Annotated in this window: 21 protein-coding genes; 10 read left to right on the top strand and 11 right to left on the bottom strand. The window is 68.0% G+C overall.

What is annotated here, in order from left to right; genetic code table 11:
- Positions 1-6 precede the first annotated feature (6 nt).
- The 7 genes from WT53_RS00060 to WT53_RS00090 form a co-directional block, all read right to left on the bottom strand.
- The gene (locus WT53_RS00060; RefSeq protein WP_034209046.1) at positions 7-1,941 is read right to left on the bottom strand and encodes a type II and III secretion system protein family protein; all 1,935 of its coding nucleotides are present in this window, start codon (positions 1,939-1,941) and stop codon (positions 7-9) included.
- A 103-nt stretch (positions 1,942-2,044) separates the two neighbouring features.
- Entirely contained in the window at positions 2,045-2,884 is an 840-nt protein-coding gene (gene cpaB, locus WT53_RS00065) for a Flp pilus assembly protein CpaB (RefSeq protein WP_034209045.1), read from the bottom strand.
- A gap of 35 nt (positions 2,885-2,919) precedes the next feature.
- Positions 2,920-4,320 (bottom strand): ATPase, encoded by a 1,401-nt coding sequence (locus WT53_RS00070; RefSeq protein ID WP_034209044.1) that lies wholly within the window; start codon positions 4,318-4,320, stop codon positions 2,920-2,922.
- Between the two features lie 43 nt (positions 4,321-4,363).
- Positions 4,364-4,903, bottom strand: a complete 540-nt coding sequence (locus WT53_RS00075) for a prepilin peptidase (RefSeq protein WP_034209043.1) — start codon at positions 4,901-4,903, stop codon at positions 4,364-4,366.
- A gap of 28 nt (positions 4,904-4,931) precedes the next feature.
- Positions 4,932-5,138, bottom strand: coding sequence for a Flp family type IVb pilin (locus WT53_RS00080; RefSeq protein WP_034209042.1), 207 nt, complete (start codon positions 5,136-5,138; stop codon positions 4,932-4,934).
- An 82-nt stretch (positions 5,139-5,220) separates the two neighbouring features.
- Complete coding sequence (locus WT53_RS00085; RefSeq protein WP_034209041.1) at positions 5,221-5,412, bottom strand: Flp family type IVb pilin; 192 nt, start codon at positions 5,410-5,412, stop codon at positions 5,221-5,223.
- A gap of 141 nt (positions 5,413-5,553) precedes the next feature.
- A complete protein-coding gene (locus tag WT53_RS00090) occupies positions 5,554-5,745 on the bottom strand; it encodes a Flp family type IVb pilin (protein WP_034209040.1) in 192 nt (63 codons plus the stop codon).
- A gap of 1,053 nt (positions 5,746-6,798) precedes the next feature.
- Here WT53_RS00090 and WT53_RS00095 point away from each other — a divergent pair.
- The 6 genes from WT53_RS00095 (at position 6,799) to WT53_RS00120 (ending at position 12,263) form a co-directional block, all read left to right on the top strand.
- Positions 6,799-8,037 (top strand): glycosyltransferase family 87 protein, encoded by a 1,239-nt coding sequence (locus WT53_RS00095; protein ID WP_034209471.1) that lies wholly within the window; start codon positions 6,799-6,801, stop codon positions 8,035-8,037.
- Positions 8,034-9,413 (top strand): glycosyltransferase family 87 protein, encoded by a 1,380-nt coding sequence (locus WT53_RS00100; RefSeq protein WP_034209039.1) that lies wholly within the window; start codon positions 8,034-8,036, stop codon positions 9,411-9,413. Before WT53_RS00095 ends, WT53_RS00100 begins: the two co-directional genes overlap by 4 nt.
- 24 nt (positions 9,414-9,437) lie before the next feature.
- Positions 9,438-10,481, top strand: a complete 1,044-nt coding sequence (locus tag WT53_RS00105) for a glycosyltransferase family 2 protein (RefSeq protein WP_060258058.1) — start codon at positions 9,438-9,440, stop codon at positions 10,479-10,481.
- 12 nt (positions 10,482-10,493) lie between these two features.
- Positions 10,494-10,877, top strand: coding sequence for a GtrA family protein (locus WT53_RS00110; RefSeq protein WP_060258061.1), 384 nt, complete (start codon positions 10,494-10,496; stop codon positions 10,875-10,877).
- Positions 10,878-11,171: 294 nt separating this feature from the next.
- The gene (locus WT53_RS00115) at positions 11,172-11,675 is read left to right on the top strand and encodes an inclusion body family protein (protein ID WP_034209036.1); all 504 of its coding nucleotides are present in this window, start codon (positions 11,172-11,174) and stop codon (positions 11,673-11,675) included.
- Positions 11,676-11,744: 69 nt separating this feature from the next.
- Positions 11,745-12,263: an AidA/PixA family protein gene (locus WT53_RS00120; RefSeq protein ID WP_060258064.1), complete on the top strand. Its 519-nt coding sequence runs from the start codon at positions 11,745-11,747 to the stop codon at positions 12,261-12,263.
- A gap of 136 nt (positions 12,264-12,399) precedes the next feature.
- Here WT53_RS00120 and WT53_RS00125 read toward each other — a convergent pair whose 3' ends face one another.
- Both WT53_RS00125 and WT53_RS00130 read right to left on the bottom strand, forming a co-directional pair.
- A complete protein-coding gene (locus WT53_RS00125; RefSeq protein ID WP_060258068.1) occupies positions 12,400-13,341 on the bottom strand; it encodes an ABC transporter substrate-binding protein in 942 nt (313 codons plus the stop codon).
- Positions 13,342-13,440: 99 nt separating this feature from the next.
- Positions 13,441-14,562: a TauD/TfdA family dioxygenase gene (locus WT53_RS00130; protein ID WP_060258070.1), complete on the bottom strand. Its 1,122-nt coding sequence runs from the start codon at positions 14,560-14,562 to the stop codon at positions 13,441-13,443.
- Positions 14,563-14,976: 414 nt separating this feature from the next.
- On the opposite strand from WT53_RS00130, the gene WT53_RS00135 reads away from it, so the two are divergent.
- Positions 14,977-16,419 carry an MFS transporter gene (locus tag WT53_RS00135; RefSeq protein ID WP_060258073.1) on the top strand — a complete coding sequence of 481 codons (1,443 nt, stop codon included), beginning with the start codon at positions 14,977-14,979 and terminating at the stop codon, positions 16,417-16,419.
- Positions 16,420-16,472: 53 nt separating this feature from the next.
- Positions 16,473-17,741, top strand: a complete 1,269-nt coding sequence (locus WT53_RS00140) for an ATP-grasp domain-containing protein (RefSeq protein ID WP_060258075.1) — start codon at positions 16,473-16,475, stop codon at positions 17,739-17,741.
- Between the two features lie 33 nt (positions 17,742-17,774).
- On the opposite strand, the gene WT53_RS00145 is transcribed toward WT53_RS00140, so the two are convergent.
- Complete coding sequence (locus tag WT53_RS00145; RefSeq protein ID WP_060258078.1) at positions 17,775-18,650, bottom strand: LysR family transcriptional regulator; 876 nt, start codon at positions 18,648-18,650, stop codon at positions 17,775-17,777.
- A gap of 150 nt (positions 18,651-18,800) precedes the next feature.
- Between WT53_RS00145 and WT53_RS00150 the strand changes: the two genes are divergently transcribed.
- Both WT53_RS00150 and WT53_RS00155 read left to right on the top strand, forming a co-directional pair.
- Complete coding sequence (locus WT53_RS00150; RefSeq protein WP_034209029.1) at positions 18,801-19,745, top strand: hypothetical protein; 945 nt, start codon at positions 18,801-18,803, stop codon at positions 19,743-19,745.
- Positions 19,746-19,781: 36 nt separating this feature from the next.
- Positions 19,782-21,032 carry an acetyl-CoA carboxylase biotin carboxylase subunit family protein gene (locus WT53_RS00155; RefSeq protein ID WP_052100399.1) on the top strand — a complete coding sequence of 417 codons (1,251 nt, stop codon included), beginning with the start codon at positions 19,782-19,784 and terminating at the stop codon, positions 21,030-21,032.
- Positions 21,033-21,052: 20 nt separating this feature from the next.
- Here WT53_RS00155 and WT53_RS00160 read toward each other — a convergent pair whose 3' ends face one another.
- Positions 21,053-21,667, bottom strand: coding sequence for an NIPSNAP family protein (locus WT53_RS00160; protein ID WP_034209028.1), 615 nt, complete (start codon positions 21,665-21,667; stop codon positions 21,053-21,055).
- Positions 21,668-21,736: the final 69 nt, after the last annotated feature.

Raw genomic sequence — 21,736 nt, forward strand, 5'->3', positions numbered from 1 at the left:
ATGGCTTCAACGATCGGTGGACTGGGGTTCGGCGGCCGCACGCGCAATCTGCGCCTTGGGCGCCGCCGCGATCCGGTGCTTCGGTCGCGCCGCCGGCTGGGCCGACGGTTCGGGGGCCGCGGCCGCGAGGCGCGCGGCGGCGGCTTCGATGCGCGCGACACGCGCCGCGGTGGCCGGGTCGGACTGCGGCGCGGCGGCCGCGACCGGCGCCGGCGCCTTCGGCGGCTCGGCCGGTACCGGCGGCTGCACGTCGGCGTCTTGCGGCGCGCGCGGCGCGGGCAGCGCGGCCGGTGCGACCGGTGCTTCCGATTGCGGCGCCGGAGCGGGCGCCGGCGCCTGGGCCGGGGTCTGCGGGGCGGCGGCCGCGCCGTTCGCGGGTTGCTTCGGCTGCGCGCCTGCCTTGCGCACGCCGCCGCGGCCTTCCATGTTGCCGGTCGCATACACGTCGGCTTCGTTCGGTTTCGAGAAGCTGTCGGTCGGCAGCGCGACGTCCGCGGTCTGCAGCGGCTTCACCAGGTGCGGCGTGATCAGGAAGATCAGCTCGGTGCGATCCTGCTGGAACGACGTGCTGCGGAACAGCGCACCGAGCACCGGCACTTCGCCGACACCCGGGATCGCCTTCAGCGCGCCGGTCGCGTTGTCCTTGATCAGCCCGCCGATCGCGAACGATTCGCCGTCGCTCATCTGCACCGTCGTCGATGCGCGCCGCGTCGTGATCAGCGGCAGGATCGACGTGCCGCCGATGTTGGACGCGCTCAGCGTGACGCCCGTCTGCGACAGCTCCGACACTTCCGGCGCGACCTTCAGGCTGATCCGGCCGTTGGCCAGCACCGTCGGCGTGAACTTCAGCGCCACGCCGAATTCCTCTTCCTGCAGCGTGATCGACGAGACGCCGTTGCTGCCGCTCTGCGGAATCGGGATGAAGATCCTGCCGCCCGCGAGGAACGTCGCTTCCTGGCCGCTGATCGTCACGAGGTTCGGCTCCGCGAGGATCTTGACGAGGTTGTCGGTGTTCTGCGCGTCGGCCGCGATGCTGAACGGCTTGTTGTTCGCCTTGTTGAACACGGCGCCGCTCGCGACGCCTGCGAGCAGGTTGCTGACCAGCGCGCCGCTCCACGAACCGAACCCGCCCTGGATGTTGAATGCGCTGCCCATCTGGTTGATCAGCGTCTTCGACACCTCGGCCACCTTCACCTCGAGCATGACCTGCTGCGGCGACGTGACGTTCAGCATGTTGAGCACGCCGCCGCCCTGCTTGCTGCCGCCCGCCGCATCGCCCGCGCTGTCGCCGTACGCGTGGGCGATCTGCACGGCCTGCTGCGCGGCCTGCGAGCTCGACACCGTGCCGGCGAGCACGATCGTGCCGGCCGCGGTCGACACATGAATGTCGCGCTCGTTCGGCATCAGTTGCAGCAGCGACGCCTGCAGGCCGCCGGCGTCCGCGCCGACCGCCACGTCGATCACGCGGCATGCGCCGCTCCTGCCCTGCACGATCATGTTGGTCGTGCCGACCGCGAGCCCCAGGATGTACAGCGTCTGCGGCGACACCATCGTCGCCTGCGCGACGGCCGGATTGCCGATCGTCCGGTTGCGGACCGGCTCGGGCATCGGCACCAGCAGCGACTTGCCGAGCGGCACGGCGACGCTGGTCGATTCGCGCACGGCGCCGACGCAGTTCGGCCCGCGCAGCGGCCCCGCCGACGCGGCAGGCGCGGCGGCCGGCATCGGCGCCATGCTGATCGTCATCTGCATCGGCCCCTTGCCGACCGCGGCCGGCGCGCTGGCGCCGCCCTTCGTCAGCACCGCCGATTCGACGCCTTCCTGCGCGAGTGCGCCATACACGGTCAGCCATCCCGAACAAAGGATCGCGGCCATCGTCGTACCCCGTGCGACGCGTGTGCGTAGCGGGCCGGTACCTGTGCGTTGCGGTTTGATCTTCATTTCGTCTGATCCCCCGAGAGACCGGCGCCGTGCCGGTTATCGACTTCCAAGGCCGCCGCGCGTTGCCGGCGGCCGATCTGTTGGTCTGTCTATATGGATGACTTCAGAAACATTCGACGCTGCCTTTCACGCCGGTCAGCACGCCGACGCAATCGCGCCGCGCTTCCGGCGCCGCATGCGACGCGACGTGCACGCGGACCGGCCGCGCGCGAACGGGCGCCGGCTGCGCTTCGGGTGCGGGCGCCTTGCCGAGCAGCGTCAGCTTGGTCGCGCCGTCCGTGTTCAGCGTCTTCTGGTCGACCTGATTGCGCAGCACGAGCGACAGCGTGCCGACGCTGCGTGCGACGTCGAGCCGTTCGGCCTGCTCGGGCGTGACTTCCAGCGTCACCGCGTTGACCACCTTCGGCGCCGTGTCGTCGCGGCTCACCTGCTGCGCGACGGCGAGCACGAGGATGTGCTCGAGCACGATCTTGGAGATGCTCTGCCCGTCGGTCTTGCCTTGCTGTTCCTGCGTGTTGACGATCACGTCGACGTAGTTGCCCGGCAGCGCGAAGCCGGCGACGCCGACCACGTCGTTCACGCGCACCGTGATCGCGCGGCTGCCGTCGGCGATCACCGCGGACAGCCCACCCTTCGTGCCGACCGGCGCGAGCTTCGACTCGATCACCGGCTCGCCGCGCGCGAGGCTGGTGCGCACGACGCGCCCTTCGAGCGCCTTCGTATCGGTGAACGCGCCGGTCGGCACGCTGCCCGACGGCCAGCTCACCATGTGGATCTGGTTCGGCCCGAGCGGCTCGCCCAGGTTCAGGTCGGTGCTGGCGACCGCAACGGAAGTGACCGAGCTCGTGGACGTCTGTACCAGCCAGTGGGACGCGAACACGACCGCGGCAAGACCCGCGATCATCGCGACGACCAGCATCATGAGCGCTCGACTGTTTTTCATGGCAATGCTCCTCGACGAATCGTGAAAGAAACCGCTCAACCGGTGACGAACGTACGGCCCCCTCGCTCGACGGGCGGCGGATGGCTGCCGTCCCGCTCGGGCGCCGCACCGAAGTAACTCGCCCATGCGTCGTACAGCGCGTCGTGCGTCACCTCGGGCGGATCGCCGCGATAACGCGCGCCGGCGGCCACGAGGCGCAGCAGGTCCGCCGGAAAGCACGCGAGAAACGCCTTGCCGGTCGGCAGGTGCAGCCGATGCAGCAGGAAGTCGAACGCATCGCTCGCCGACACGAGCCCGAGCGATGCGCAGGCCGCGTCGTACACCGCGCGGTAGTCGTCGATCGACATCGCGCCGACGTGCAGCTTCGAGCCGAGGCGGCGCATGAACGCGTCGTCGCAGAACTGCTCCGGCGCCAGGTTGCTCGAGAACACCGGCCATACGTCGAACGGCAGCACGAAGCGGTTGCCGGATTCGAGCGTCATGAAATCGACGCCGCGATCGAGCGGACGCAGCCAGCGATTGAGCAGGTCCCGCGGCTCGACGCGCTGGCGGCCGAGATCGTCGACGACGTACATGCCCATGTTCGCCTTCATGTGCGGCGGCGCCTGGTAGAAGCCGGCCGCTTCGTCGCGACGCAGGTCGAGCTCGTCGAGCGTCAGCTCGCCGCCCGACATCACGACCGGCCGCCGGCACAGGCGCCAGCGGCGATCGACCGACTGGCCGCCGCCCGCGGCTTGCGCGTCGACATGCACGAGCGGGTCGTAGACCTGGATCACTTCGCCGGCCGCACAGATCGCGTGCGGCACCGGCACGCGGCCGTGCATCAGCGCGCCGAGCCGCTCGGCGAGAAAGGTCTTGCCGCTGCCGGCCGGGCCGTAGATCAGCAGCGGCCGGCCCGCGTTCAGCGCGGCGGCTGCCGCATCGAGCACCGCCGTGTCGATCACGACGCCTTCGAACGCCGCCCACACGTCGCTCTGGCCGATGTGCAGCTTGCGCACCGAATGCGCGGCCACGCTCGCGAGATACGCGTCGAGCGTCACCGGCGCAGGCCCGCTGTAGCCGCTGCGTTCCCGTTCCTCGAGTGCGAGCACGCGGCCCGCATCGGTCAGGCGGAACGTCACGTCGAGATCGGTCGCGCCGCGATGGGTCAGCTCGACGAGATGCTCGCGCACCAGGAACGCAAAGACGTCGTCGAGCACCGCGAGCGGCAGGCAGTGCCGCTCGACGAGGTCGCCGTACGACGGGCGGCCGAGCACCAGCGTCGACTTCAGCACGAGGCCGGCGACGAACGCCATGCCGAGCCCCGTTTCGGCGAGCGAGCGCGGCGCCGACGGCAGATGCGCGCCCAGCTTCGTATGGACCTCCCGCGACGGCGGCGGATCGGGCAGGCGTGCCACCTGCGCATCGCGTCTCGGTTCGGTGTGGTTCGTGTTCATGATCGTTGCGTCCTCGTTGCGTCTTCGTTGCGGATCCGCCGCGCTATGCGCACGACGCGAACAGCATGCCCAGCGTGCCGGCCGCGATCGCCACGCCGTACGGCAGCGTGCCGACCGAGACGATCTCGGCGGGGCCGTCGTCGGCCTCGGCGCCCGCCGCTGGCGAGCGCCGCACGATCAGCGTGCGCACGTTCGCCCACATCCGGCGCGTCCGCCCGCGCAGCAGCGCGTAGGCGACGGCGCCGATCCCGCCGGCCAGGAACGTGGCCAGCACGATGTAAAACGTCATTTCCGCGCCGACCCACGCACCGATCGCGAGCATCAGCTTCACGTCGCCCGCCGCCATCCCGCGCAACAGGTAGAACGGCAGCAGCAGGCCGAAGCCGGTCGCGGCGCCGGCGAGCCAGCCGAGCACGCCCGCCGGCACGCCGTGCAACAGACACTGCGCAACCAGCGCGCCGGCCAGGCCAAGCAGAACGAGACGGTTCGGAATGCGACGGGTCGCGATGTCGGTGCTGGCCGCAGCGATCGCGAGCAGCGTCACGCACAACGGAACCGGGTAAGGCGGCGCAACGGGAAACATGGCGAACCTCGCGGATCGAATCGGTGGATCAGGAAGCCATCGCCAGCGCGGTGGTCACGGCGGCCGTCGCGGCCGCGGCGATCATCTCGTACGCGTCGCCGAGCGAGCCCTTCAGCGTGACGACGCTGCCCAGTACCGCGATGGCGAACATCGACGCGAGCGACGCATATTCGATCGACGTCGCGCCTCGTTCGTCGGCGATCCAGCCACGTGCGGCACGCATGACGGCTTGCATGACGGTCTCCGGTTTCCGGTTGATCGGATCGCCGGGGACGGCTCGAGCGCTGCACCGGCCGAGCCGTCCGCGGCACGCTCCATCAGATGGCTGCGACCGCCGAATCGAGGTCGTCGGCGATCGTGCTGAACACGGTCTTGAGGTCCTTGCCGACCGTCGACAGCGCGGCGATGATGCCGATGGCGATCAGGGCGGCGATCAGGCCGTATTCGATGGCCGTCACGCCGTCTTCATCGCGTACGAAACGGCTGACTTGCTGAACGAGCTTGGACATGATGATCTCCTTGCGTAGTCACTTTCAAAGCCCTCGCGTGCCGGCAGGATCGAATGATCCGGCATCGATACGTCGAGGCAGGTTGTTGATGCCGTGTGGTGTCGACGAACAATTCGGAGGAGCCGTTCGCCGTACCGTTCGTCAAATCGCTGCCACGATCGAATCCAGATCGTCTGCCACCGTGCTGAAGACGGTTTTCAGATCCGTACCGACCGTCGTCAGCGCGGCGACGATGCCGATCGCGATCAGTGCGGCGATCAGGCCGTATTCGATGGCCGTCACACCGCCCTGATCGTCGGCGAACCAGGCGATCTTTTCGATGATTCTCGACATGAGCACTCTCCTTTCGGACTACTATGAAATACCCTTCGTCGGTCAGGACGTCGGGGGCTGGCACCACCGGCACTACTCTGGAAATCGGAAGCCGACGATCAGTCGCGGAAACGGGGCGGACCGCCCCTGTCCGTGCGAACGGGTACCGGCGAGACGGAGCACGAGAGACGCGTGTACGGTTCGACCGGCCGGACGAACCGGGCAGGTCGAGCGACCGGAGCGGCACGACGGCCGTTCGACGCATGGAATTCGATTGAACGAGAGACGAGCTCCCGGCAAAGCAGCAATGTGTCTTTAACGCGGCTTGCGAACCGCGATGCGCTGTGGTCTTTCATTTTTATTCCCCATGTACTGCCATGCCGATTTCTTATTGCCCTGAAGCAACCGGGTCTCTCGGGCCGTTCGACGACGGTTCCCGCGGGTGATCGAACTGGAGCGGCGTGTTCCCCGACGCGCTCCGACCGGTCTTTTCCCCAGGTGATTCACGAACCGGCTGCGCGGCGTTTCTGCCTGAACCGTCCGATCGTCACATCGTCGACTGCCGTGCCAACGCTTACGCAAAGAGCGGACCATCCCGGGCGAAATCGAGGCGCGGCAAGGGTTCCGTCGATCCGCACGCCCTCCCGCCAAACGTCCGGCCGCCTAAATGTTTCAACTTTGATATATGCGCTTCGAGCGCATGCGGTCGGCGTGAAACCCCGTCGCCGCGCTGCACAAAGGGCCCAAAAAATTTTCTCGGGATTTTCCCGAACGCGGCGGGCCGTGCGTGCGGCTCGGGTCCGGCGGCATGCACGGCCCGCAAAAATCGCGGAATGTTTCAAGCCGGAAACACGAATTCCGGTGGCAGCGTTTTCTCATACCAGAAATGGCGGTTTTCAACCGCATCGCTGAACACATTCAATGTCGGCCGGCCGTGCGCGGTTTGCATCGAGCGATTTTTTCTTCAACAATGAATTCACCGGACAACGCCGTTTCAGAGCGATCGATCCGCAAGGGCACGACAACATCAAACGGCTGCGACGGACCACGCGGCCACACGACAGACGGGGCATCATGTACACAGCCAATCGTGGAACGCGCGATCGCGCAATACGCTGTGCTCAATGGCTGACGGCCGACCGGATCATTCCGTACAGCTGCATCATGCTGATGCTCTTCGTGGCGCTAGTAATCGTCTGGGGCGTCGTGACCGACGGCTTCACGTCGAACGCCACCGCGCGCCCCGGCACCGACTTCTCGGTCTTCTGGACCGCATCGCATCTCGTGTTGCAAGGCCATGCCGCATCGGCCTACGACCCTTCGTCGTTCGCGCGGGCCGAGTTCGCGCACTTCGGTGCGTCGCTGCAAAGCCGGCCGCTTCCCTGGCTCTATCCGCCGACGATGCTGCTGTTCGTCGCGCCGGTTGCCCTCGTGCCTTTCCTGCCCGCTTACTTCCTCTTTTTCGCGGGCAGTCTTTTATGCTACGCGTTCGCCGTCTTGCACTTGTCGGGGCTGCGCGCGCATCTTCCCGTGCCGCGTGCCGCTGCGCTCGTCGTCGCCGCGTATTCGGCAGCGTGCGTGTCCGCGCTGTTCGGCCAGAACAGCATCCTGACCGCCGGCCTCGCCGCGCTCGCGCTGCATCTGCTCGGCAAGCGTCCGGTCGTGGCGGGCGTGCTGATCGGACTGCTCGCGATCAAGCCGCAACTCGCCGTCGTGTTCCCGTTCGTGCTGATCGCGACGCGTGCGTGGCGCACCTTCGCGGCGGCGGCGACCAGCGCGGCGCTGTTCGCCGCGGCCGGCGTCGTGCTGGCCGGCCCCGCCGCGCTGCACGGGGTGAGCCAAGCGATGTCGACGGTACGCGCGCAGCATTTCATGCTCGCGTCGTACTGGCTCGCGTCGCCGACGCCGTTCGCCGCACTGCGGCTCGCGGGCGCATCGGTCGCGGCCGCGCTGGCCGCGCAGGCGGCGGTCGCGCTGCTCGCGATCGCCGCGGCCGTCAGCGTATGGCGTCGCACGCACGACATGCGCCTGCGCGGCGCGGTGCTGGCGGTCGCCACGCTGCTGACGACGCCTTATCTGTGGCATTACGAACTCACCTGGCTCGGCATCGCGCTCTTCTGTCTGATCGCGCACGGTCTCGACGAAGGCTGGCTGCCCGGCGACCAGGGCATCCTCGTGATCGCGTGGCTGCTGCCGGTCTTCGAGATGTTCAATCGGCTGATGAAGCTGCCGCAAATCGGGCCGGTCGTGCTGCTCGCGGTGCTGTTGGTCGTCCTGCGTCGCACGGCACTGGCGACACGAGGCCAGCAATGAAAACGCCCTCGTTCGCCCGCCATGCGCATTCCGCCATCGACGTGCATCCGGAACTGCCGATCGCGGGCCCGCGCCGCCGTCCGCACTGGCTCAATCGCGACCGCGTGCGCCTCTATGCGGGCGCCGTGCTCCTGACGGAGCTGCTGTTCATTGGCATCTACCTGGTTCGCATGATCGTGTCGAACCACGGCGCACCCGAGCCGCTGTCGCCGGATTTCTCCCCAATCTGGAGCGCCGCGTGGCTCGCCGCGCACGGGCACGGCGCCGATGCGTGGCATTACGCCACGCTGTTCGCGATCGAGCAGTCGGCGACACCGACGATGACGCTCGCGGGTGGCACGCAACCGTGGCTCTATCCGCCGACGATGCTGCTGCTCGTGCTGCCGCTCGGCTGGCTGCCGTACACGCTGGCGCTCGCACTGTGGCTCGGCGTCACGCTCGCGCTGTTCGCCGCGGCGATCCATGCGACCGTCCAACGCGATGTCGCGTGGCTGTGCGCACTGGCGTTCCCCGGCGCGTTCCTCACGGTGATCGTCGGCCAGACGAGCCTCTTCACGGCTGCGCTCGCCGCCCTCGGCCTGCTCGCGCTGAACCGCCGTCCGGTCGTGGCCGGCATCTGCTTCGGGTTGCTGACGATGAAGCCGCAGCTCGCGGTGCTGTTCCCGCTCGCGCTGCTGTGCGCCGGCCAATGGCGCGCGCTGGCCGCGTGGGCCGCGACGATCGTCGTCGGTGCCCTGCTCGCGACGCTCGCGTTCGGCGTCGGCCCGTGGCTCGCGTTCATGCACACGATCGCCGATGTCTACACGATCGTCGGCACCGGTCATGCGCAGCTCGCCCGCATGCCGACCGCATTCGCGCTCGCGACGCTGGCCGGCTGGCCCGCGCTCGTCGCGCGCGGCCTGCAATTGCTGTCGGCCGCGGCTGCCGCGATCGCCGTCGTCTACGCTTGGCGCGGCGCCTGTTCGTACGCGCTGCGCGCCGCGACCCTCGCATGCGCATGCCTGCTCGTCAGCCCCTATCTGTACGACTACGACCTGACGTGGTACGGCATCGTGATCGCGTGGTACGCGCGCTATGCATGGACGCACGGCTGGCGGCACTTCGATCGCGAATGGCTGATGCTGCTGTGGCCGATGCCGCTCGCGGGCCTCGCGATCGTGCCGCATCTGTCGTTCCAGTTCATGCCGCTCGTGACGCTCGCGTCGCTCGCGCTCCTCGTCGGCCGGATCGCGCGGGAACGACGCGACGTGCCGTCGATGCCCGATGCGCGCGACAGCTCGACCGAGACCGCATTCGCGCACCCGGTCCGACCGCACCACCGCCCGGCGCACGGCATGCGCCGCACCGGCCGCCCGACGTTCGGCGCCAGCCGGTAAAGCGACATCACAAGGGGAATCATCATGCGGGAATCCATCTACACGCCGCTCGTCTCGCTGGTCGTGCCGTTCTACAACGAAGGCGAAGCCGTCGAGCGCTTCTTCGACGTCGTGATTCCGTTGTTGAGCGCGATCGACGCGATCCGCTTCGAGATCGTCTGCGTGAACGACGGCAGCCGCGACGACACGCTCGAACGCCTGGTCCGGATCGGCGCCGCCGAGCGGCGCGTGCGCGTCATCGACCTCACCCGCAATTTCGGCAAGGAGGCCGCGCTGACGGCCGGCCTCGACGAAGCCGCCGGCGACGCGGTGATCCCGCTCGACGCCGACCTGCAGGACCCGCCGAGCCTGATTCCGGTGCTGATCGATCACTGGCGCGACGGCGCGGAGGTCGTCGCGGCCAAGCGCAGCAACCGCGCGTGCGATTCGTTCGCGAAGCGCACCGCCGCCGCGATCTACTACCGCGTTCACAACCTGCTGTCGGACGTGAAGCTGCCGGAGAACGTCGGCGATTTCCGGTTGATGGACCGCAAGGTCGTGAACGCGCTGCGCAACCTTCCCGAGCGGCACCGCTTCATGAAAGGGCTGTTCGCGTGGGTCGGCTACAAGACCGTGATCGTCGAGTACCAGCGCGATCCGCGCAGCGCCGGGCACTCGAAGTTCTCCGGCTGGAAGCTGTGGAATTTCGCGCTGGAAGGCATCACCAGCTTCAGCACCGTGCCGCTGCGCAGCTGGACCTACATCGGCGTCGGCATCGCGGCGCTCGCGTTCCTGTACGGCACCTTCATCATCCTGCGCACGCTGCTGTTCGGCAATCCGGTGCTGGGCTACGCGTCGCTGATCTCGGTCACGCTGTTCATCGGGGGCATCGAGCTGATCGGAATCGGCGTCGTCGGCGAATACGTCGGGCGAATCTACGACGAATCGAAGCAACGGCCCGTCTACCTGATCCGCCGCCGCTACCAGGCGCACGGCAAGGTGATCGAACTGCCGGTCGCGCGCGACGCCCGCCGCCAGCCGCCCCGCCGGCGCGCGCATCCGGCCAGGGCGCGCATCGGCGCACGCTGACGTGCGCTTGCCATGATCGGCCTGCTCCAGGCCGAGCGCACGAGGCTCGTGCGCTTCGGCGTGTCCGGTCTCTGCTCGACCGCGATCCACACGCTGGTCGCGACGGCGCTGTTCGCGCTGCTCGAAGCGACGCCGGTGACCGCGAATGCGGTCGCGTTCCTTTGCGCGACCGCGTTCTCGTATCTGGCGAATACGCTGTGGAGCTTCTCGTCGACGGTGCACGCCCGCAACGCGCTGCGCTTTCTCGCGGTCACGCTCGCCGGCTTCGTCGAAACGTTGCTGCTCGCGGGCGCCGCCGAGGCGCTGGGTGCGTCGCGCGCGATGGGCGTCGTCGCGATCGCGCTGCTGATCCCGCCGACGACGTTCGTGCTGCACCGGCTCTGGACGTACCGGTAAGCGCCCTTTTCCCGTTCCCGCCAATAATCGGACAATCAATTAACAGATTCAATGTCGCCATATTTATGTAACGCATCGATTCGATTGATTCCGATTTCAAAATTAACCCGATAAATCATTTTATCGACCTGTTTACTTTTACAGCTTCCACGATCAATCAAACGGGATAACCTGCATTCGCCGTCGCTTCTGCATGCGTCGAAACCGGCGAAAACCCTTGCAGCACCAAGCGATGGCGGTTGCACGAAGCAATTCGCGCAACGATAAGTTCCATTACTTTAAACGGGAGCTTCTATGTCACGCGTTACCGATGTGCTCGTCTCGTTCGATACCGAAACCATTCTCCAGAAATATCCGAATCCCAGCCGGGATCCGAAAAACCCGACGCTGATCGACTGGAAGCACGTGTACATGGTCACCAACCAGGACAACGTGGTTTCCGGGCAGGCGGGCGGCGAGCTCGACCTGAAAGCGCAGGTGGGCGACCTGATCCGCTGGCGCGAAACGAGCCTGTCGCTCGGCTTCGAAAAACAGGTCATTTTCTACGGCTTCATCGCGAATCAAGGCAAGGACCTGATCTCGCCGCCGACGCCGCGCAAGGCCACCGCGTCGATCCCGATTCCGAATCCGAGCTCGCCGTCGACGCCGACCTGCCAGAAGGTCGACAACTATTACTGGTCGTCGGAAACGCTGTCGGAGGGCCGCGTGACCTACCACTTCTACTTCCAGATCATCGATCGCAACTGTCAGTCGCTGGGCTGCTATCAGTGGGATCCGTTCATTTCGATCCACAACTGATCGTCGATCGCGGCAAGCGGGTGGCCGCACGGCCGCCCGTGTCATTCCCTTGTTGCGGAGGAAGCGCTCATGTCTGGTCTTCGTTGCGATGTTCTCGCGATCGTCGACGCCGCCACGCTGCTGTCGGCCCACCCCGATGCGAGCCGGAACGCCGATACGCCAACCGTCATCGACGGCCGGCACATCTACGTGATAAGCCCCGGCGACAGTCGGCTCGGTCACAACGACAGCAAGTTCTTCGCCGGCCTGCAACCGGGCGACCAGCTTCATCTACGCGAAACCGCGCTCGCGCTACGTGCGGAGGTAACCGTGCTGTTCGTCCGGTTCACGCTGAAGGACGCCGGCATCGTCGCGCCGATCGAAGCGGAAATCCGCGACGCCGCCATGCCCGTGCCGGACGGCGACGACCTGCTGCATCCGTCGTGTCGGCCGATGAAAGACCACTTCTGGCGCAGCGAGGTGCTCGCCGCGGGCGCCACCACGTGCACGGCCGATTTCGCCGTGCTCGATCGCGACGGCGCCGTATCGGGCTATTTCCGCTGGGAAACGGCGATCGAGATCGCCGCCAGCTCGCCCGACACGAAATAGCCCGGCGTCACGCCATAGCGGATCGCGACGGCTATTTCACGCTGCCGCCGCGTACCGGCTTCAACGCGATCGGGGCGGAAGACGGCGCCGACAACGACTACGACGATGTCGACGTGGGCGGCGTCGCGTGCCGTGCTCAGGTGCGCGGCAACCCCGGCGGATTGGTCTGCGACCGGTCGATCGCCTCGGCGTCCAACCGCCAGTGATCGAGGGCCTTCCGGTAGCTGCCGTTGGCGATCAGCGCATTGATCGCGAGCGTCAGCGGCTCGGCGAGGCCGCTGTCCTTGCGGGTCGTGATCGCGATGTCCGCGGTGCGCGGCCAGCCGCCGCTGACGGTGCCGATCAGCTTCGCATCGCCACGCAGCGACGCCTGATACGCGAGCATCGAGTTCACGCTGAAGATCGTGTCGACGCGGCCCGACTGCAGCGCGACCCAGCGCTCGGCCGCATCCGCGTAATACTGGATCTCGACGGGCGCGAGACCGTGCGCGACGTTCTGCCGGTTCCATTCGAGCAGGATCTTTTCCTGGTTCGTGCCCGAATCGGTCACGACACGCAGCCCGGCGACATCCTTCGGCTCGCGGATCGCCGCCAGCTTGCTGCCGATCTTCACGTGGAAGCCGAGCTGGTCCTTCCGGTAGGTCGAGAAATCGAATTTCTCCTTGCGCTGCTCGGTGACCGTCACGTTCGAGATCACCGCGTCGACCTTGCCGGACTGCAGCGCGAGCGGCCAATCGGCCCACGCGAGCGGCACGATCTTCAGCTTGCGGCCGATACTGTCCGCGATCAGTTGCGCGAGATCGGGATCGAAGCCGACCACCGTGCGTGCGTCGGTCGCATAGGTGCTGAGCGGCGGCAGATTCGGCGCGATGCCGATCGTCAGCGTGTTCGCTTCGGCAAACCGGAAGCCGGCCGGCAGCGCCTGCTCGACCGCCGGGTTCACGACGCCGCGCTGCCGGGCCGGCTGCTCGGGACTCAGGTCGAACGACGCCGCCTGCGTGGCGACGGCGCTCCCGGCAATCAGCGCGACGGCCAGCACGCGGGCGATGCGCGCGACGGGAAAAACGGTTCTTCTCATGTCTTGTGGAATCCTGTATTGATTCGACGATGCAGGAAACGAAGCGTGCGGGCAGCGGGCCGGCAACGTTCGGCGCCAGTCGCTGCCAGGCCGGGTCGCTCACGCAGGCGCCGCTTCGAGTTCGACCGCGGCCGCGCGCGGCGGCGCCGCTTGCACGGCCGGCGACGGCTGCCTCGCCTGCGCCGGTTCGCCCGCATAGAGCGCTTTCGGGTCGAACACGCGCGCCTGCAGCGGCGTGAACGCGCGGAAATTCCACAGGCTGCGCGCGACGAACACGCGCTGCACCCAGCGGAACGCTCGATCGTTCTCGTCGTACTGCGGATCGAAGCGATCGCGCGAATGCAGCGTGAAGTGGTTGTTGATCAGCACCAGCTTGCCGGGCGACACCTGCACGCCGAACGACACTTCGCGCACCGCGCGATACAGGTTGGCCAGCGCTTCCTGCGCGCGCGCATTGACCGCCAGCACCATGTCCGGATAGAACGCGACCGTCACGCGCGGCGCATCGAGCGGCCCCGACAGCACGGCGCTCAGGTCGGTGTTGTCGCGCGGCGTCGGCGTCGCGCCACGCCACCGGTACGGCACGCGAATGATGTAGTGCTCGCCGTAGAGTTGCGCAATATCGTCCGGCGACAGCAATTGCAGCGCGCGGCGCGCATCGGCGAGCCGCGTGTACGGGCCGCCGCCGGCCTCGCTGCGCACGCCGAGCAGCAGCAGCGCGAATGGCGACGTGTCGCCTTCCGGCATGTGCGCCTGCGCGGCGTTCTCGATATGGAAATCGAGTTCGACCTCGGAGCCGAGGCCCGTATAGTCGCGCGCGGTCGCCTTGTGCGGCGTCAGGTTGTTCACCAGCTCGCGGCCTTCGTGCGCGATCGAGTACGGCTCGCCCGCCAGCGTGCTCAACGCGACCAGCACGTTCTCGCTCAACACGCCGGCCTTGAACGAGCGGCCGGTTTCCTCGAATCGCGGGCTGCCGGTCACGCCGTCGTCGATCGGCAGGTTGTCGATCTCGATCGAGCCGTGCGCGTCCGCGGTCGGCGCCTTCGCCCGATCGAATGCGTCGACGATCCGGTCGGGAAACGCGTTGTAGGCCAGCTTGCGGACCGCGCTGATATAGCCTGCGCCGCCGGCCGGATCGTAATCCAGCGCGCCGAGCGTCGTGCGGATGTGAGCGGATTCCGCTGCCGTCAAAGCGATGCGTTCATCTGCGAGATAGGTCATAAGTCTCTCGTATAAAGATCTGGTTCGAAGAGCGGCGTGGCATCGCCGCCGCGCTCCGCCGTCCTCGGGGCGAAGCGCTCGACAAGACTAGGAGACCCGCATTGCATTGCGAAATGATATTAATTCGATTGCAAACGAACATTATCGATATAAGTTCAGCAATCCGGCCGGAACCGGTTCACCTCGCTCGAGCGGCCCTTTAACAGGAATACTTGTTAAAAAATCGCTGCTTATTATTTGTATTCGCTAACGGGTCGATGCTATTTTTCCGTCGGATTCGACGCAGCGACCGGCGCCCGACGGGCAGCCGGCTTCCCTCGTCCGCCTTACGGAAACCCGCCCGATGAACCGATACCGCCAGCCGTCCCACGCGCCCTATACGCCCTACACACCCCATACGCCCCGGGAGTCGCGATGAGCGACCGTGCCCCGGCGCTCGACCGCGTCGAGCGCGCGCCGATCGCCGCCGCGGATTCGCCCCGCGCGTCGCTGCGCGCCCTCTTCCCGACCGTCGCCGCCGCGAGCCTCGGCTTCGCGATCGTCCAGCTCGACGTGACCGTCGTCAACGTCGCGATCCCGAGCCTCGGCCACGCGTTCGGATCGAGCGTCCACGGGCTGCAGTGGATCGTCGATGCCTATACGCTGTCGTTCGCCGCGCTGCTGCTGACGTCCGGCACGCTGGCCGACCGCTTCGGCAGCCGTCGACTGTTCGCGTACGGCCTTGCGCTGTTCCTGCTCGCGTCGCTCGGCTGCGCGCTCGCGCCGTCGCTGGCGGCGCTGGTTGCCGCGCGGATCGCGCAAGGCGTCGGCGCCGCGATGATCCTGCCCACGTCGCTCGCGCTCATCACGCATGCGTGCGCCAGCGATGCCGCCGCGCGCGTGAAAGCCGTCGCATGGTGGAGCGCGACGGGCGGCGCGATCAGCGCGGCCGGACCGACGCTCGGCGGCCTGCTGATCGATTCGCTCGGCTGGCGCGCGATCTTCTTCATCAACCTGCCGATCTGCGCGCTCGGGCTGTGGCTCACGCTGCGCCACGTGCAGGATTCGGCCGCCGCGCGCACGCGGCTGTTCGATCCGGCCGGCCAGATCGTCGCGGTGCTCGTGCTCGGACTGCTGACGGGCGGCATCATCCGGGCCGGCGCGCACGGGATCGGCGATCCGTATGCGGCCGGCGCACTGATCGCGTCGGTCGCGCTCGGCGCGTCGTTCGTCGCGATCGAGCGGCGCGCGAGCGCGCCGATGCTGCCGCTCGCGTTCTTCCGGATCGCGCGCGTGCCGGGCGTGCTCGCGATCGGCGCGATCACGAATGCGGCGTTCTACGGGCTGATCTTCTCGCTGAGTGTCTATTTCCAGAACGCGCGCGGCTTCACGGCGACCGAATCGGGGCTCGCGCTCGCGCCGCTCACGATCATCATGCTCGCCAACATCGCGAGCGCTCGGCTCGCGGTCCGCTACGGGTTTCGCGCGACCGTCATCGTCGGTCTCGCCGTGTCGCTCGCCGGCTATGTGTGGCTGTGGCGGACGCTCGCCGCGCACGCGCCGTACGCGTTGCTGGCGCCGGGGCTCGCGGCGATGGCGATCGGCGGCGGCATCGCGATTCCCGCGCTGACGTCGACGATGCTCGGCAGTGTCGAGGCCGGGCGCTCGGCCACTGCGTCCGCGATCCTCAATACCGCACGCCAGGTGGGCGCCGCGATCGGCGTCGCGACGCTCGGCGCGCTGGTCGCCGGCCAGGGCGCGGCCATCGCGACCGGCGCGGCGCGCGCGTTCGCCGTGGCGGCCGTGCTCGTCGCGGCCTGTGTCGTGCTGGCGGTGCGCTGGCCCGGCGACCCGGCCGATACCGGCACGCGGGCCTGAGCACGCCGGCGCCCCGCCTCCTTCACCCGATCCCCCATCCGAGCGAGGAATCCATGCAGCATCGCTTCATCGATACCGTCCTGATCGTCGACGGCGCGTCGACCGCCGCTTACCTGGCCCCCGCGTTTCGCGCATACGGCATCCGTTGCGCGCATGTGATCAGCGACCCCGATCTGCCGGCAATCTACCGAAACCAGTTCGTGCCGTCCGACTACATCCGGCAGGTCCAGCATCGCGGCGACATCGACGCGACGCTCGCGCAACTGAGCGACCTGCGCATCGGCGCGGTGCTGCACGGCCTCGACGCGGCGCTCGAGCTGGCCGATACGCTGGCCGAGCGGCTCGACGTGCCGTTTCGCAACCCGCTCGCGACCTCCGCCGCGCGACGCGACAAGTTCGCGATGAACGAACGCATTCGTCAGGCCGGGCTGCGCGCGCCCGCGCACTTTCACAGCACGTCGGTCGACGAAGCGCTCGACTGGGCGCGCGCGCACGGCACGTTGCCGCTCGTGGTGAAGCCGGCGCGCAGCGCGGGCGTGGCCGGCGTGAAGATCTGCCGGACGCTCGCGCAGATCGAGGCCGCCGCGCGCGACGTGCTGGCCACCCGTTCGCTGTACAACCAGCCGAACGACGACATCGTGATCCAGAGCTATTCCGAGGGGCAGGAATACATCGTCGACTCGGTGTCGTTCGAGGGCCGCCATCGCGTGGTCAGCCTGTGGGAGGTGCATCGCGACCGCACGCACGCGCCGCGGCTCGACAAGATGCTGGTGCTGAACCACACCGATCCGCGCTACGCGCCGCTGCTCGACTATGCGGCCGACGTGCTCGACGCGCTGGACGTGCGCTTCGGGCCGACCCATCTGGAACTGTTCGATACGTCCGACGGCCCGACGATCGTCGAGCTGAACGCCCGTCTGCACGGCAGCCTCGATCCGCGGCTGACGAGCGCGGTCAGCGGCGAGAATCACGTGTCGGCCGCCGTCGAAGCCGTGCTGCATCCGGAGCGGCTGTTCGGCGACGTCGCCGCGCCGACGGATTTTCGCGGGTACTGCGGGCACGTGCTGTTGCTGTCGTCGCGCAACGGCGTGCTGCGGCAGGATTTCACGTGGCAGGCGATCCAGGCGCTGCCGTCGTTCGTCGGGCTCAAGCAGTGGGTCAAGGTCGGCGACTCGCTGCGCGTGACCACCGACCTGCAGACGGCGCTCGGCACGGTCGGCCTCTACAGCCCGACCTTCGAGCGGCTGCTCGAGGATTGTCGGCGGATTCGCGAAATCGAGGCCGACTTCTTCGCGGACGAAGGCGCGGTCGCGCCGGCCTAGCGCGTGTTCACGCCAGGGCCGCGCAGTCTCGTATCAGCGTGCGAGCAGCGCACCGGCCTGCCGGCCGAGCACCGCGCGCAATGCGTCGAGTTCGGGCAGCGCAGGCGCTTCGTCGAGCGTGACGAGGTAGGTGGTCACGCTGCCGAGATCGTCGAACGCATGCGTGCGCAGCTCCTTGCGCGCCACGTGCTCGGCCGTGATCCGCTTCGGCAGGATCGCGACGCCCATCCCGGCCGCGACGCAGCCGAGGATCGCGCCGAACGTGCCGAACGACGACACCGATTCGATCGCGACACCGCGCGCCTTCAGCCAGTGCTCCGCGACCGCGCGATACGGGCAGCCGTCGTGAAACGCGAGCAAGCGCACCGTGTTGTCGGCCAACAGTTGCCGGCGCGTGACGGTCACCGCGCTCGCCAGCACCATGTCTTCCGCGAACGCGGGCTCGTAACGCAGCCCGGGCCGCACGACCGCGCGCGCGGTGAGCGCCGCGTCGATCCGGCCGCGCAACAGCGCGTCGGCCAGGTCCGGCTCGCTGCCGATCTGCACCGCGAGGCCGAGCGCCGGATCGCGTTCCTTCAGCGCGGCGGCCAGCGCCGGCAGCCGCGTGGCGGCCGTGCTTTCCATCGACCCCAGCCGCAAGCCGCGGGCTACCGGCGTTTCGCGCACCACCTGCGTCGCTTCGTCGACGAGACGCAGGATGCGGTCGCAATACGGAATCAGCCGGCGCCCGGCATCGTTCAGCACCAGCCGCTTGCCGTGTCGATCGAACAGCGGCGCGTCGAGCGACTCTTCGAGCTGGCGCAGCCGCGCCGTGACGTTCGATTGCGTGCAGCCGAGCCGTTCGGCCGCGCGCAACGCGCTGCCTTCCTGCACGACGGCCCGGAAAGTTTCGAGGAGAGGGATGTTCATATCACTTTCTCTTGTTACAGATTCAGTTTATATCATTTTACTTCTCCAATCATCCGGATTAGCCTAGGCTGTCCGCTTCCAGGGAATCCGCATGCCATCCGCCGCCCGCTTCGGCTTCACTCCGGCTCGCCACCGGCCCGAGGTTCGCCCGTGCGCGCACTGATCGCCGCGTTGGTGCGGCGCGGCCCGACCGTGCTCGCGTGCGGCGTCGGCCTCGGGCTGCTGGCGCCGCCGCTGGCCGACCTCGCGCGGCCGCTGATGCCCGCGACCGTGTTCCTGTTCGTGCTCGGCACGCTGCTGCGCGTCGAGCCGAGCGCCGTGCGCGCGGTGGCGCGGCGTCCCGCCGTGTCGCTGCTGCTGCCCGCCATGACGATGATCGCGTGCCCGGTCGCGCTCGGCATCGCCGCGCGGCTCGCCGGCCTGCCGTACGACTGGGTCGTGGCGCTGGTGATCGCGTACTGCGCGCCGCCGTCGAGCGGCACGTCGACGATCGCGCGCATGCTGTCGCTCGACGCCAGCGTCGCGCTCGTCGCGACCCTCGCGTCGATGGTGTTCGTGCCGCTGACCGCCCCGTTGCTGACGGCCTGGTTCAGCCACGACGCGGCGGTGTCGATCTCGCCGTCGAGCCTCGCGCTGCGGCTCGCGCTGCTGATCGGCAGCGCCGAAGGCGTCGCGTTGCTCGTGCGGCGCTTTGCCGGCGCGCGGCTCGCGCGCCACGCGACGCCGATCGACGCGATCGTCGTCGCCGCGCTGTTGATATTCGCGCTCGGCACGATGGCCGGCATGCAGCAGTCGATCATCGACGCCCCGCACCGCGCACTAACCGCGATCGCCCTCGCATTCGCCGTCAACGCGGGTTTCCAGATCGTCGCGTACGGGCTCACGCCCGGCGACGTCCGCACGCGCCTGAACGTCGCGCTGATCGTCGCCAATCGCAACGTCGGGCTGATGTGGGCGGCGCTCGGGCTGGCCGCGACGCCGACCATGGCGCTCGTGTTCGCGTGCGCGCAGTTGCCGATCTATACGCTGCCGCGCGTCGTCCAGCATCTGCTGCCGCGCCTCGAAGCGCAGCAGCTGCGCCGGCGCCCCCGCTAGCCGGCTTCCTCTTCCGCCCTCGATCAAGGATTCGTCATGAAGCGACTCATCGTGATCGGCGCACGCGCCACCGGCAGCAGCGTCGCGCTGGTGCGCGCCGCCCTCGCACGCCAGGCGGCCGTGACCGTCGTTACCGCGCCCGGCCATCGTCTCGACGGCGTGTTTCCCGACGGCGTCGAGACGGTCAATCTCGCGCCCGACGCCAACCAGCTCGCCGGCTGGCTGCGCGCGCGCTTCGCGGACGAACTCGACACGCTGCGCGTGACGACCGCGCACGACACCTATGCACGCACCGCCGCATGGGTCGCCGATGCGCTCGGGCTGCCCGGCCCCGATGCACGGCACGTCGCGCACGCAGTGTCGAAGTCGAACCAGAAGGCATTGCTCGCCACGCACGGGATCCCGGCCGCGCAATTCGTCGCGGGCACGCTGGCCGCGCCGGCGGCGCTCGCGGCCGCGGCGGCCGCGTTGCGCTTTCCGGTCGTCGTCAAGCCGTCGGAAGGCTCCGCGAGCGACGGCGTGCGCCGCTGCGAGGACGTGGCCGCCGTGCGCGCGCAGCTGGACGCGCTCGCCGCCATGCACGCCGATGCCGCTTCGCGTGCGACCGAACGCGTCGTCATCGAGGAATTCCTGGAGGGCAGCGAATACTGCGTCGAGTATTTCGACGGCCGCTACGTCGGCGCGCTGCGCAAGCTGAAGCGGCACGGCGCCGGTTTTCTCGAGCGCGGGTATACATCCGAACTCGATCTCGACGCCGACACGCTGCGCGCGCTGATCGACGTCGGCGCGCGCGCGACGGCCGCCGCCGGGCTCACGTGGGGGCCCGTGCATCTCGACTGCATCGTGCACGACGGCGTGCCGCACGTGATCGAACTGAATCCGCGCATCGCGGGCAGCTTCATCTGCGACATCGTGCGCGACGGCTACGGCTTCAACGTGGTCGAAGCGTTGCTCGACAAGCTCGATGGACGGACGGTGACGATTCCCGAGCTGTTCGAGCCGCACGCGTATGCGCGCGCCGAATTCCTGCTCGACAGCGATCCCGGTGCGTGGCGGTTCGCGCAGGCCGGCGAGATCGACGACGGCGCGGTCAGGATCAGCTATGGGCCGCAAGTGCTGCCCGATCGAGAACGGCGCGCGTTTCTTTATGTGCGCGTTGCGTTGCCGGCTGCGCATGGTTCGCCGGAGGACTCGGGTTCGGCGGCCGAGCGCCGAACCGTCGTGCAGCCGACGCGGGCGGCGGCTCCGTCTCCCGATCTGAATCCTTCCGCCGGAGAAATAGCGTGACACGCGCGCCCACAGCGCATTCAGTGCAGCGGCGACCACGCCTCCGGCAAGCCGATCGTCGACGTCGCGCTTTCGATCTGCTCCGGACCGCCCGTCGGAGGCCAAAGACCCTCCGCATAGTGCCGCTTTCTCAACGCCATGCGTTCTTCCAGACTCGAGAATCCCCAAATGTGCGTGATGCGCGGCGGTCCATCTAGCGCGTACAGGTTGCAAACGAGATGTGACGTATAGGCGTGGGCCGGACCTATCGCACACTCCCACGCGGAAATGGTCGGCGCAATACCGCCGGCTTTCAGCCAGTAGCGGCGAATCTCGTAGAAGCCGCCGAATGCCGCCGGTTCGACGTCGGGCAGAAAAGGAAACAGCGCATAGCTTTCCATCGCCAATCGAACGGACGCGCTTTCAATTCCGAAAGGTCGCTCGGCGCGCAATGCCCGATTGCGTTCATGCTGCAATTCATCCATCGTCTCGAAGCCACGCAGCACGACAATCCGCGACAGCTCGCCGATTTCCGTGCGCCATGCGCCCAGCAGGCGCCCTCGCGCGTCGGCATCCGACACCCAGCGATGCGCACGGCGGGACACCCTGTCCTGGTCCGTAAGCGGACACGACAACGTCGTAAGTTCATACGGCATTTCAGTTCTCCTTTCGTTCGGATATCGCAATCTATTTCCAAACCGGTGGCCGATAAACGCGCGTCGCCT

The organism is Burkholderia sp. MSMB2157WGS, assembly GCF_001532755.1.
In the GTDB taxonomy this organism is placed as follows: Bacteria; Pseudomonadota; Gammaproteobacteria; order Burkholderiales; family Burkholderiaceae; genus Burkholderia.

What these genes read in the sequence shown, in the direction of transcription:
- WT53_RS00135 (WP_060258073.1), top strand. Translation starts at nt 14,977, where the DNA reads ATGAGCGACCGTGCCCCGGCGCTCGACCGCGTCGAGCGCGCGCCGATC.
- WT53_RS00085 (WP_034209041.1), bottom strand. Translation starts at nt 5,412, where the DNA reads ATGTCCAAGCTCGTTCAGCAAGTCAGCCGTTTCGTACGCGATGAAGAC.
- WT53_RS00120 (WP_060258064.1), top strand. Translation starts at nt 11,745, where the DNA reads ATGTCTGGTCTTCGTTGCGATGTTCTCGCGATCGTCGACGCCGCCACG.
- WT53_RS00110 (WP_060258061.1), top strand. Translation starts at nt 10,494, where the DNA reads ATGATCGGCCTGCTCCAGGCCGAGCGCACGAGGCTCGTGCGCTTCGGC.
- WT53_RS00075 (WP_034209043.1), bottom strand. Translation starts at nt 4,903, where the DNA reads ATGTTTCCCGTTGCGCCGCCTTACCCGGTTCCGTTGTGCGTGACGCTG.
- WT53_RS00155 (WP_052100399.1), top strand. Translation starts at nt 19,782, where the DNA reads ATGAAGCGACTCATCGTGATCGGCGCACGCGCCACCGGCAGCAGCGTC.
- WT53_RS00060 (WP_034209046.1), bottom strand. Translation starts at nt 1,941, where the DNA reads ATGAAGATCAAACCGCAACGCACAGGTACCGGCCCGCTACGCACACGC.
- WT53_RS00145 (WP_060258078.1), bottom strand. Translation starts at nt 18,650, where the DNA reads ATGAACATCCCTCTCCTCGAAACTTTCCGGGCCGTCGTGCAGGAAGGC.
- WT53_RS00115 (WP_034209036.1), top strand. Translation starts at nt 11,172, where the DNA reads ATGTCACGCGTTACCGATGTGCTCGTCTCGTTCGATACCGAAACCATT.
- WT53_RS00090 (WP_034209040.1), bottom strand. Translation starts at nt 5,745, where the DNA reads ATGTCGAGAATCATCGAAAAGATCGCCTGGTTCGCCGACGATCAGGGC.
- WT53_RS00095 (WP_034209471.1), top strand. Translation starts at nt 6,799, where the DNA reads ATGTACACAGCCAATCGTGGAACGCGCGATCGCGCAATACGCTGTGCT.
- WT53_RS00080 (WP_034209042.1), bottom strand. Translation starts at nt 5,138, where the DNA reads ATGCAAGCCGTCATGCGTGCCGCACGTGGCTGGATCGCCGACGAACGA.
- WT53_RS00070 (WP_034209044.1), bottom strand. Translation starts at nt 4,320, where the DNA reads ATGAACACGAACCACACCGAACCGAGACGCGATGCGCAGGTGGCACGC.
- WT53_RS00100 (WP_034209039.1), top strand. Translation starts at nt 8,034, where the DNA reads ATGAAAACGCCCTCGTTCGCCCGCCATGCGCATTCCGCCATCGACGTG.
- WT53_RS00105 (WP_060258058.1), top strand. Translation starts at nt 9,438, where the DNA reads ATGCGGGAATCCATCTACACGCCGCTCGTCTCGCTGGTCGTGCCGTTC.
- WT53_RS00160 (WP_034209028.1), bottom strand. Translation starts at nt 21,667, where the DNA reads ATGCCGTATGAACTTACGACGTTGTCGTGTCCGCTTACGGACCAGGAC.
- cpaB (WP_034209045.1), bottom strand. Translation starts at nt 2,884, where the DNA reads ATGAAAAACAGTCGAGCGCTCATGATGCTGGTCGTCGCGATGATCGCG.
- WT53_RS00125 (WP_060258068.1), bottom strand. Translation starts at nt 13,341, where the DNA reads ATGAGAAGAACCGTTTTTCCCGTCGCGCGCATCGCCCGCGTGCTGGCC.
- WT53_RS00140 (WP_060258075.1), top strand. Translation starts at nt 16,473, where the DNA reads ATGCAGCATCGCTTCATCGATACCGTCCTGATCGTCGACGGCGCGTCG.
- WT53_RS00130 (WP_060258070.1), bottom strand. Translation starts at nt 14,562, where the DNA reads ATGACCTATCTCGCAGATGAACGCATCGCTTTGACGGCAGCGGAATCC.